14 protein-coding genes are annotated in these 11001 nt (G+C 43.0%); 5 read left to right on the top strand and 9 right to left on the bottom strand.

Going from position 1 to position 11001, the window contains the following annotated elements; translation table 11 throughout:
• Positions 1 to 81: 81 nt before the first annotated feature.
• The 5 genes from L0P88_RS08750 to L0P88_RS08730 form a co-directional block, all read right to left on the bottom strand.
• Complete coding sequence (locus L0P88_RS08750; protein WP_247134214.1) at positions 82 to 462, bottom strand: interleukin-like EMT inducer domain-containing protein; 381 nt, start codon at positions 460 to 462, stop codon at positions 82 to 84.
• 223 nt (positions 463 to 685) lie between these two features.
• Positions 686 to 1183, bottom strand: coding sequence for a T9SS type A sorting domain-containing protein (locus tag L0P88_RS08745; protein ID WP_247134213.1), 498 nt, complete (start codon positions 1181 to 1183; stop codon positions 686 to 688).
• Positions 1184 to 1208: 25 nt separating this feature from the next.
• Positions 1209 to 1583, bottom strand: a complete 375-nt coding sequence (locus tag L0P88_RS08740; RefSeq protein ID WP_247134212.1) for a hypothetical protein — start codon at positions 1581 to 1583, stop codon at positions 1209 to 1211.
• A complete protein-coding gene (locus L0P88_RS08735; RefSeq protein ID WP_247134211.1) occupies positions 1573 to 1815 on the bottom strand; it encodes a hypothetical protein in 243 nt (80 codons plus the stop codon). Before L0P88_RS08735 ends, L0P88_RS08740 begins: the two co-directional genes overlap by 11 nt.
• A gap of 429 nt (positions 1816 to 2244) precedes the next feature.
• Positions 2245 to 2655: a BrxA/BrxB family bacilliredoxin gene (locus L0P88_RS08730; RefSeq protein ID WP_247134210.1), complete on the bottom strand. Its 411-nt coding sequence runs from the start codon at positions 2653 to 2655 to the stop codon at positions 2245 to 2247.
• A gap of 125 nt (positions 2656 to 2780) precedes the next feature.
• Here L0P88_RS08730 and L0P88_RS08725 point away from each other — a divergent pair, with 125 nt between their 5' ends.
• The 4 genes from L0P88_RS08725 to L0P88_RS08710 all read left to right on the top strand — a co-directional run bounded on the left by L0P88_RS08725 (position 2781) and on the right by L0P88_RS08710 (position 6284).
• On the top strand, positions 2781 to 3521 hold the full coding sequence (locus L0P88_RS08725; RefSeq protein ID WP_247134209.1) for a TerB family tellurite resistance protein: 741 nt from the start codon (positions 2781 to 2783) through the stop codon (positions 3519 to 3521).
• A 43-nt stretch (positions 3522 to 3564) separates the two neighbouring features.
• Positions 3565 to 4152: a HupE/UreJ family protein gene (locus L0P88_RS08720; RefSeq protein WP_313791597.1), complete on the top strand. Its 588-nt coding sequence runs from the start codon at positions 3565 to 3567 to the stop codon at positions 4150 to 4152.
• Positions 4153 to 4217: 65 nt separating this feature from the next.
• Positions 4218 to 4658: a deoxycytidylate deaminase gene (locus L0P88_RS08715; RefSeq protein WP_247134208.1), complete on the top strand. Its 441-nt coding sequence runs from the start codon at positions 4218 to 4220 to the stop codon at positions 4656 to 4658.
• Positions 4659 to 4664: 6 nt separating this feature from the next.
• Positions 4665 to 6284 (top strand): S41 family peptidase, encoded by a 1620-nt coding sequence (locus L0P88_RS08710; RefSeq protein WP_247134207.1) that lies wholly within the window; start codon positions 4665 to 4667, stop codon positions 6282 to 6284.
• Position 6285: 1 nt separating this feature from the next.
• Here the strand turns inward: L0P88_RS08710 and L0P88_RS08705 are convergent, their stop codons facing one another.
• Together L0P88_RS08705 and L0P88_RS08700 are read right to left on the bottom strand one after the other, a co-directional pair.
• Complete coding sequence (locus tag L0P88_RS08705; protein WP_247134206.1) at positions 6286 to 6489, bottom strand: hypothetical protein; 204 nt, start codon at positions 6487 to 6489, stop codon at positions 6286 to 6288.
• Positions 6490 to 6499: 10 nt separating this feature from the next.
• A complete protein-coding gene (locus L0P88_RS08700) occupies positions 6500 to 7072 on the bottom strand; it encodes a MarC family protein (RefSeq protein ID WP_158778036.1) in 573 nt (190 codons plus the stop codon).
• 86 nt (positions 7073 to 7158) lie between these two features.
• On the opposite strand from L0P88_RS08700, the gene L0P88_RS08695 reads away from it, so the two are divergent.
• Positions 7159 to 7728 carry a DUF3109 family protein gene (locus L0P88_RS08695; RefSeq protein ID WP_247134205.1) on the top strand — a complete coding sequence of 190 codons (570 nt, stop codon included), beginning with the start codon at positions 7159 to 7161 and terminating at the stop codon, positions 7726 to 7728.
• Here the strand turns inward: L0P88_RS08695 and L0P88_RS08690 are convergent.
• Both L0P88_RS08690 and L0P88_RS08685 read right to left on the bottom strand, forming a co-directional pair.
• On the bottom strand, positions 7721 to 9691 hold the full coding sequence (locus L0P88_RS08690) for a tetratricopeptide repeat protein (RefSeq protein WP_247134204.1): 1971 nt from the start codon (positions 9689 to 9691) through the stop codon (positions 7721 to 7723). The two genes, L0P88_RS08695 and L0P88_RS08690, sit on opposite strands and share 8 nt — an antisense overlap.
• 9 nt (positions 9692 to 9700) lie before the next feature.
• Complete coding sequence (locus L0P88_RS08685; protein WP_247134203.1) at positions 9701 to 10435, bottom strand: LytR/AlgR family response regulator transcription factor; 735 nt, start codon at positions 10433 to 10435, stop codon at positions 9701 to 9703.
• Positions 10436 to 11001: the final 566 nt, after the last annotated feature.

Genomic DNA, 11001 nt, shown 5'->3' with positions numbered 1-11001 from the left:
CTATATGGTTGGGAATACTGTTCCCAACCGATGTTCCCGACCCTCTAAAGATGGCTGCATAGGGCCTTCGAGAACCTGAACTCAGCCCCCACCAAGTTTGTATAGTCCCAGTCTTCGTGCTGCATCCTGTAAAGAACTGGTCACGCTGTTTTCCCAAGCGTCATACGAGGTCAATATCCCTATTTGTGACCGTTTCAGATTGTTCAATGCCGAGGCCAGATTATTTGAGGCAGAAGAGTTACCATAAGTATCATAAGCTATGGATGAAACATGCTGGTGTGTTGAAGCATCGATTATGGTAAGGCAAAGTCCTCTTCCTGAACCGTTCACCAAATAGTTACTTCCCATTTTCACTACTCTTGAAGCGTTATGATTCCTTCCTGTTCCTTTAATATAAATGCTTGTCTGGGCATTGAGTTCAAATACCCACATTACAAGTAATAGGACAATCATGTTTTTCATTTGATCTTGGTTTTTAGGTATTCTATTTCTGCTTGTTGCTTTGGAGATTCAGCAATCAATTCTCCTTGACCAGTATTTCCATGCTAAGCATGGAAGTATAATTTGCCCCAACTTGTCCTTATGCAAGAATGTCCGTAATTGCCATTGTGCGTTTTTTTCATATAGTTGGTTTTTTATATAAATGTTGTTCTGCATTTAAGGTTCATGCTTTACAGAAATTCTCCTAAAAAAAGTGTCGAGGTTGTCTAAAAATGGGACATGAAGAAGGATTGTTGGGATATTGGATGTACAGGATGAACATCCCAACTGGGTAGTTGCCCATGTTCAGGTCGAGACTACCCTGATTGGATCTGATATCCCGTCGGTAGAGTTGCCTGCCCTCCCCCGAGAAAAGAAGGATGTGGGGGACCCTTTTCTCCGTCCCTACCCATTCCACGTTCAGGACACCGGAAACCGGGTTGGGGTAGGCCATAACCTGGCCTTCCTCGATTTCCTTTTCCCCGAATGTATTTTGGGAAATGTCCTTTGCCAAATCCACTTCGACGACTGCGGTAGTGTCCACTTCCTGTTTTGAGCTACCACAATTGATGCACACCCTGTCCCTCAAGGTCTGGTTGCCGGCGGTGTCATAGGTGAACTGAATTTCGTATTTGTCCCGTGCCCATGTAGATTTCCCGAGGAACAGGGACAGTAAGGTGAATAAAAGTAACTTCTGTTTCAAAATCTTAATTATTTAGGTTGTTAATTTATTGCCGTAGTGCCTCTAGTTTTTCTACAAGCTGTCCGACATTTTTTTGATAATTGTAAATCTCTTTTTGTTGTTGGATCGTATAGAGGGTGAGTTCCGCAATCTTCTCCAGTAAGAGCTTATTCATCTCTCCCAACTGTATTCCATTTTCCTCCACTTCTTGGGCAGAAGGAATATTGGGCAAATGCCCGTGCTGTTGGATATGGTTTTGGACTTCTTCCGGGGATTTTAAATCATAGCTTTCCTTAAAGACGTCATCAAGGCCGGGTAAGGAAAGATTCACCTTGATTGCCTGGGCATGGATGTTGCCTTTTGGGGTACGCTTGAAATCCGAGGCGTGGATGCCGATGCCCGCTTTATCATTAATTGCCATAGGCGCGCATTGGAAGAGTGGTGGATGCACCGTTGCCAACAGTACTTCCCCTATAGGGATTTTTATCCCTCATATCCAGATAGTGGGGAAAGGAGGAACCGTGGTTTCCGTAGGGAGTTAGGCAACCGTCCCTTCCAAGAATCCCGGCCTTCCCATTGTGGCAGCCCGTTGTGTTCAAAAACGGCGGCAAAATCATACGCACTGAAAAAAGTGCTTTGGTTGAAGTGTGCATTTACGGGACAAGAGTTAGTAACCCCTAATTTCAAGTGCCGGGAGTTGAATTAAAAACTTGATGTAACAAGCGTGAGCTTAGGGAGATAGTTGGACCATTATCACAATCGGATAAGGTTCCAGATCAGAAGTATTTAAAATACCGTTTTCTTGTTACCGTAGTCCACAACCTAGGGATGCCCAGTACCGAGAAACCGTAGTTCATCGGTGTCGGGACAATATGGTATTCTGGGAAGTACTTATGCCCACATGCCAAAATAATAAGGCCATGGTATCAAAGCCATGACCTTATGGATTGTTTTTGTTTATAACTGCCACTTGTTACGAGCGAGCGGCAGCGAGGGGATACACAATCAGCTTCATCAGGACAAAAATAAAAAACCACCCCAATGGAGTGGCTTTTTGGCATTCTTAATTTTTGACCAATGGACTAACAGTGCTCGTTATAGGCCTCCATTAGGTTTTCCGCGATTACTTCCGCAGGACGACCTTCAATATGGTGGCGTTCGATCATGTGTACCAACTCCCCATCCTTAAATAGGGCCATACTTGGCGATGATGGAGGAAAGGGAACCATATGTGCCCTTGCGGTATTGACCGCCTCGGTGTCCACCCCTGCAAATACCGTTACCAAATGGCTTGGGGTCTTGCTGTTTTGAAGGCTCAATTTGGCCGCCGGTCTGGCATTGGCCGCGGCACAGCCACAAACGGAGTTTACCACCACCAAGGTGGTGCCATCTTGTTTCAAAGCCTCTTCCACGGCTTCACTGCTATATAATTCTTGAAAACCGGCAACGGCCAAATCCTGTCGCATTGGTTTTACTAATTCCTCTGGATACATAGTCAAATTTTTTAATGTTGTAAAGATAAGGGAATTGTCGGTATTCCTTCCAATGCCTTAACAGCGCTTTCACGCTTTTAATGTATGGCAATACTGTATCTTTATGCCCTCAATGGAAATCAGCTATGATAAAATGGGCAGCCGCCTTCATCGGATTTTTTATTAGGGGTGTCTTAGGCGCGGTTATCGGTTTCTTTGTGGGCAGCGTGCTGGACGGGCTGTATTCCGGAAAATCGGGTGGAGGGCGTTCCGTTTTTGAGGACTTTACCCGCTCCAGCGTATCTCCTGCAGACTTTGAATTGAATCTGCTTTCCCTTTGCTCCATTGTGATCAAGGCCGATGGAAGCGTTAGTCAACGGGAATTGGATTATGTGCGGCAGTATTTCTTGAGCACCTATGGAAAGGAAAAGGCCAACGCAATTTTTAGGACCTTTAATGAGGTCATCAAAAAGAGGGAGGTTTCCGCCCAGCACATTTGTAGCTATCTCAACCAACGGACCCGATATGAAGTTCGCTTGCAACTACTGCATTTTTTGTTCGGCATTGCACAATCCGATGGTCGTGTAAGCCAGGCGGAGTTGGACAAGCTGACCCAATTGGCGGGATTTCTCCGGATAGGAAGCTATGATTTCTCCAGCATAAAGGCGATGTTCTTTAAAGAGGCCGACCAGGCCTACAAAATTTTGGAAATTGAAAAGTCGGTCAGTGATGAGGAGGTAAAGAAAGCCTATCGGAAAATGGCAAAAAAATACCATCCCGATCGGGTAGTGACCCAGGATGAAGCCATAAAGAAAGGGGCCGAAGAGAAGTTCAAGCAGGTGCAAAAAGCATATGAAACCATTCAGAAAGAACGGGGAATGAACTGATGGTTTCGAAAAAGTACGAATACGATAACTCTTTAAACTCGAAATGATGAACGATTTCTGGTTTTACATCAAATTGGGATTTGAACATGTGTTGGACTTGGGCGCTTATGACCATATCCTTTTTTTAACGGCATTGGCAGTCCCTTTTTCCTTTAAGAATTGGAAACAAGTGGTGATATTGGCAACGATTTTTACCGTGGCCCATTGCACTTCCCTGGCACTTTCTGCCTACGATGTGCTCAAAGTGGACGTGGGATTGATCGAGTTTTTGATCCCGGTCACCATTGCACTCACGGCCTTGTTCAATATATACCGTATCCTTAAGAACGAAGGGAACACGGGAATCTACTTTATAGGCTTGGCTACTGCTTTTTTTGGTTTGATCCATGGTTTTGGCTTTTCAAACTATTTTAACATGCTCATGGCCGAAGAGGAACAAAAACTGACCCCTCTTTTGGGGTTTGCCACGGGGATAGAATTTTCCCAGGTGGCCATCATCATGATCGTGTTGTTATTGGCTTTTGTAGCACAGGATGTATTACGTCTAAAACGGAACTACTTTATCCTCGCCGTCTCCATTTTAATCGTGTTGGTTACAATACCAATGTTGATGGATACGTTTCCTTTTTAACCAATCACGTTAATTTTATCGGAATGGTGTTGTGAGATGGCCATAAAGCAGGTATATTTAGTTTGATGAAGGACAGTAAACAGGAAAAGTACGACCGTGCATACCTGCGTATGGCCCTGGAATGGGGGAAGCTATCCTATTGCAAGCGTAAACAGGTTGGGGCAATTATTGTTAAGGACCGAATGATCATTTCGGATGGGTACAATGGTACGCCCACAGGCTTTGAAAACTATTGTGAGGACGACGAAGGATATACCAAGTGGTATGTTTTGCATGCCGAAGCGAATGCGATTTTAAAGGTGGCCTCATCCACACAGTCCTGTGAAGGGGCCACGTTGTATATTACCTTGTCACCATGCAGGGAATGTAGTAAACTAATTCATCAAGCAGGAATAAAACGAGTGGTATACAAAACGGCTTATAAAGATGATTCGGGGCTAAAATTTTTGGAAAGGGCAGGCGTGGAGTTATTGCATTTGCCCATTATTGAAGAACTGGCCCAATAAATTGCTATGAAAAAGAAATACGGATATATCTGGCCCACGGTTTTGGCGCTGGCATTGGCCATGGGCATTTTTATTGGAGGGAAATTGCACTTTAACGACACCCCGGAAAAGCTTTTTTCCACCAATTCCAAAAAAGATAAGCTCAACCGGCTTATTGATTATATAGATTATGAATATGTGGATGATATTGATACGGATAGTATTGTGGATATTACCGTAAACAATATTCTGGATAAGTTGGATCCACATTCCGTTTACATTCCCAAAGATCAAATGGCGGCCATTGAGGAAAGTATGAAAGGTGATTTTGTGGGGATCGGCATACGTTTCAATAAGTTTAGGGATACCGTTACCGTAGTGCGGACCATAAAGGATGGGCCCAGCTATGAAAAAGGAATTCAGGCCGGGGATAAGATCTTGATGGCCGATGGGGATACGCTTTTTGGAAAACGCATTCCCAATAACCGACTTGTGGAAAAGCTAAAGGGACAAAGTGGCACCAAGGTCAAATTAAAAATCTATCGCAAGTCGGAAAATAAAGCCTTTAACGTTACCCTAAAAAGGGACGTGGTGCCCATACGAAGCGTGGATGCCCAATTTATGCTTACCAATGATGTGGGTTACCTTAGAATCAATCGATTTGCGGAATCGACTTTTAAGGAATTCAAAAGTGCCCTTTTCGATTTGGAAAAAAGGGGGGCAAAAAAACTGGTATTGGATTTAAGGGACAATCCAGGGGGGTATTTGGGCATTGCCGAAAAAATGGCCGATGAATTCCTGGAAGAGGGAAAGCTCATTCTTTTTACCAAGAACAAAAAAGGGAAAGTGGATAGGGCCTATGCCACCAATCGCGGGGCTTTTGAGAATAGACCCGTGTACGTGTTGATCAATGAGCGTTCCGCCTCTGCAAGTGAAATTATCGCCGGGGCCCTTCAGGACAACGATGTAGGAACCATAGTAGGGCGTAGGTCATTCGGAAAAGGGCTCGTACAGCGCGAAATGGATTTGGGTGACGGTTCCGCCGTTCGTTTGACCGTATCACGATATTATACCCCAACAGGACGTTCCATTCAACGGCCCTATGCCAATGGCAGCGAGGATTATTATCAAAAGTTCCTGGATCGTTACAACAGTGGGGAGTTGGTTTCCGTAGACAGCATCAAAGTTGCCGATTCCCTTAAGTTCATTACGCCAAAAGGGAAAGTGGTCTATGGTGGCGGAGGGATCATTCCGGATGTTTTTGTACCCATAGGCACTCTGGATGAAGAGAAAGTGGAAAGTTTGGATTCCTCAGGGTTTTTCTCTGATTTTGTGTTTCGTTTTTTGGAATTGGACCGTAGCAGGTTCTACAATTACCCGCAAAATGAATTTGTGGAGGAGTACCGAGTGGATGACATTATCTTTGAACGGTTCATTGACTATCTCCTCAATAGAAATATAAAGATGGATTTCTATGGCAATGAGCAAAAAATAAAGACCTATATCAAGGCCAATATCGCAGAACAATTATATTCCCCAAACCTGGCATCACAGATAAGATCGGCCCATGATCATATGCTCAAAAAAATATTGGAATTGAACGAAAGGGAATTGGAGGCCACATTGGAGGAGCCACTTCGGAAATAGGCTATTTATCCTTGAGTTTCCGCTCAATTTTTTTTGAGTTCGAAAAAATGAGCAAGAGCAATATAGCACATGTAGAGGCCACAATACCGATGCACGCCACAAGACTGTCACCTTCAAAAGGATCCTCAAAGTCCAATAGGGTAATGTTATACGCCATTAACCCCAAGGCCAAAAAAATCAGTATCGCAAGTACGGTTTTATTCATGTTTTGATCATTAGCATAGCTCACTTGCATTGGTGGCGAACAGCTTAACGGCTATGGCCAACAAAATTACACCAAAAACCTTTCGGATAACGCTAAGGCCATTTTTCCCCAGTACTTTTTCTATTTTTCGGGAAGATTTTAGGACGATGTACACAAAGAGGACGTTCACTAAGATGGCGACCACAATGTTTTGAACGGCATACTCGGCCCTTAGCGCCAAAATGGACGTCATGGTTCCGGCCCCTGCGATCAAAGGAAAGGCAATAGGGACAATGGACGCCGTTTCGGGCTCGTCGTCCCGGAACAAGGTAATGCCCAAAATCATTTCTACCGCCAGAAAGAAAATGACAAAAGCACCGGCAACGGCAAAGGAATTCACATCGATCCCAATTAAATGGAGGATACGTTCCCCTACAAACAGAAAGGCCACCATAATTCCGGCAGCGACCAGGGAAGCCTTTTCAGATTGAATGTGGCCCACCTTGTTTCGTAACGAAATGATAATGGGAACGCTTCCCAAAATATCGATTACGGCAAATAAAACCATACTGGCCGTTGCGATTTCCTTAAAGCTAAGATTCATTTCAAAAAATTTGGTTGCAAATCTACGAGCAAAAAAGTAGGATTGGATTATTGGGTTAACATTAAATTTGTTGTATAATTTTAGCCATGTTTCAGATTTCAAATACCGTTGTTTCCGAAGAGATTTTGGATAAGGATTTTGTATGTAACCTCAATGCCTGTAAAGGGGCCTGCTGTGTGGACGGCCAGTCCGGAGCTCCCTTGGAGGACGGGGAAACCAAAATTCTTGATGCCCTTTTTGAGAAGGTAAGGCCTTACTTAAGTGCCAAGGGCATTGCCGTTATTGAGGAACAAGGAACTTTTGTGAAGGGCGATGACGGGGAATGGGAAACCCCCCTGGTGGACAATAATGAATGTGCCTATGTTATTTTTGATGATAGGGGTATTGCCAAATGTGGTCTCGAAGAAGCGTACCATCAAGGTGCCACTGATTGGAAAAAACCAATTTCCTGCCATTTATACCCCGTCCGCACACGAAAATACTCCGAGTTTACAGCGGTAAATTACCATAAATGGGAAATATGTGACCCTGCCTGTGCGCTGGGGAACGAACTCAAGGTGCCCATTTATAAATTTGTAAAGGAGGCCCTGATCAGAAAATTTGGGGAATCCTGGTATGCAGAGTTGGAGGAAGTTGCGAAGGAGCATGCTAAATAGTCGGGATTTCCAAAACTACTTTGGTCCCCTTTGGGTTGCCCTCATCATCGTAAAGATCAATGATCTCCACATCAAAGCCGTACTGATAGTCCTTGGCAAAATTGGCCAATCGCTCCTTGGTGATGTCAATACCGACCGATTTCCTTTTTAACACCCTGTTTTCCTTAATTTTTTCCGATGTGGCCCTGCCCACCCCATTATCTATAATGCTGATGAGCATATGGACATCGTCTTTTCTGGAAATATTGAGCCAAAGGTTTTTTTCGCCCTCTTTGGCAGAAAGTCCGTGCCAAATGGCATTTTCCAAAAATGGCTGGAGCACCAGCGATGGGATTTTGGTGGTTTCCGTATCAATACCATCTTCAACGTTTATGGAATAGGCAATACCTTCGGAAAAACGGATGTTCTCAATGTTGAGATACAGTTCCACGGTTTCCAGTTCCTCTGCCAGTGTCGTCTCCTTAAGACTGGAACCATCCAAGATCCGCCGGACCAATTTGGAGAATTTGTTCAAGTAATGGACCGCGTTCTTTTTATCATTGTTGATGATATAAAGCTTTATGGAATTTAAGGAATTGAACAAAAAATGGGGGTTCATTTGGCTCCTGAGCATGTTCTGTTCCAATCCCATGACCCTTTTCTCGTAGTTGGATTGGTATTGGCGATACATGATAAACAGAATGGTCCCTACCAGGCCAATCACCAAGGTGCTTACCAAAATAGTGGTTTGATTTCTGCGTAAGCGAAGTTTCACCAATTCGTTTTCATTGGCCAAATTGGAAATTTGGTTATCCCGCTTTTCGGTTTCATACCTAAGGATAAGATCGTTGATATAACGAAGGTTACGATCGTCCTTTAGTTCATTGTCAAATTTTTCAGCTTCCTTGTAATAGTCCAATGCTTTTTTATAATCCCCCCTTTTGGCCTCCAATTGGGACAACAATCTTTGGGCATAGATGACCTGGCTCGGCAGGGTGTTCTCTGCTGCCATTTTAAGGCCTTCCTTCATTTTCCGTTCGGCTATGTCATAATTGTTCACTTCCATGTTCGCCCAACCCGTATTGCTAAGAATGGATGACCAAATAAACTTATCCTTGATTTTTGAAATGGGTTCCGCAAGCTGTTCCAAAAGTTCCAGGGCTTTATTGGGCGATCCTTGTTTTAAGTAAACCTGGGCAATCGCGTTTTTGCAAATGACCCTTCCATAGTTATTTTTGATTTCTTCATTGAGCGCCAAGGATTTTTGGTATCGCTTTAATGCCTCTTCCAGGTTTCCCTTTAGCTCCAGACATTCCCCAATGTTTTGGTTGTCAATGGCAAGCCCCAGTTTGTTCCCAAGTTGCCCTTCCAGTTCCAGGGCCCTTTCGAACTGTGAAATGGCCAAATCATATTGTCCCAAGGCCTTATAAAGATTACCAATACCATTCAAGGAAATATTTACATTACGTTTGATGTGATATGAAGGATCATCGATGGATTCTGCGACTTCCAAGGCCCTCTGATTGTAATCCAAAGCAGTTTTTATAGCATCTGTTCTTGTATAAACCACCCCTAACATATTAAGACTAAACACAATAAATTCCTTATTGTCCACTTCCCTTGCCACATCCAGGGCATTTTGATGCAATGCCACGGCTTTTTTGAATTGGGAAAGGTTTCGGTAAACCGTACCTTTTTGGTTTAGGGCATAGGACAGCGCTTCCGGATGTTGGGATGCGTTAAGGAAACTTAAGATGGCATTCAGGGCAACGGTATCCCTTTTAAAGGGTCGTAAGGCACCGTCTATTTTTTGATAGGATTTTGGATTGAGCTCCAGAAATTCCCTGATCGTCGTATCCAACTCCGCATTTTGGGGCGTAAAGGATACAAAAACCAAACAGGCCATAATAAAAATAAGACCAAGAATTGTTCTTGGCCTTACCGTGTAGTTATGATTGTGTTTAGTTTTAAAATAATAGGGCATTCACATGGGTTATAGTAAATCCAGAAAATCCGATTTTTTCTGTCGGGAAACGGGAATTTTATGGTTGGTCTTCAATACGACATAACCATCGGTTTTTAAAAACTCCTTTATCTTTCCAAGGTTGACGATAAACGAATTGTGTATCCTAAAAAAAGACTCTGAGGGCAGGATCTGATTAACTTCCTTAAGCTTTTTGGTCAATAATATTTTTTGCCCACCTTCCAGGTACAATGTACTGTAATTTCCATCCGATTCGGCATACAGAATTTCTTCACTTTCCAGAAAAAGGAGTTTGCCATCCGTATTGATGGTTATCTTCTTGTCCAGGGATTTTGAATTGAAATTGAGTAGGATTTGCTCCAACTTTTCTGCGGTCTGGTTCTTGCTGTTGAATTTTTTTATTTTGGTGATGGTATCATTTAGATCGTCACTGTCAATAGGTTTTAATAAGTAGTCGATTGCTTCATTCTTCAAGGCCTTTAGGGCATATTGGTTATAGGCCGTGGTGATGATCACCGGAAAATTTTTGTTCTTAAGGTTCTTAATAAATTGAAAGCCGTCCATAATTGGCATTTCAATATCCAAAAAAAGGCAGTCCGGTGTGTTTTTTTCAAGATATCCCAAAGCTTCATGGGCATTGGTAAAAGAAGCCACCACTTTTACTTCATCACTCAAATTACTGAGTTCCCAACTCAGGCTTTCCAAAGCTTTCGCTTCATCGTCGACTAAAACCGCTTCCAACATGGATAAGATAAATATGAGCCAATAAAAATAGGATTATTCCCCTTTATTTATACAGAATTATGTGCATCTGGGCATTATGCAGTTATAACTGGACATAAAATATACAAAAATGGATTGGGCCCGTACCTATGGGAAATCCCAATTTCCGATGTTTTTACGTATTCGTATTCCCATCCGTACAAATTTTTCTACCAATTATACATTGACCAACTTTTTGGGGAACCTGCTCATTAATTTTAGGAGACCAAAAAGCTCTAACCAAATGAGAAAGTGTCTACTATTGTTCATTCTATTGTTGGCCACCTTGGTTTTTGCCGTAGTGTTGGAAAACACCGAAAAGCAAGGTAATATTCAAGAGGTTGCCATCAATGAGTAGGAAATACGGATGAAACTTACCAACCATCGTACGGCCGCCAAAAATATGCGCAAGCATGTGAATGTACAAAATAGTTAACGTCACTTTGGCGATGGCCTTTTTAGGTTTCGGGGGAACTACCTAAAGGGTTAAGCGTTTAAAGTGATATTGGCCGTACGGTTTGGTGGTAAATCCATAGATAAGACCAAAA

Origin of the sequence: Muricauda sp. SCSIO 64092 (assembly GCF_023016285.1) — a bacterium.
GTDB lineage: Bacteria > Bacteroidota > Bacteroidia > Flavobacteriales > Flavobacteriaceae > Croceivirga.
The sequence above is the reverse complement of the archived record's forward strand: the minus strand, read 5'-3'. Positions and strand labels throughout refer to the sequence as shown.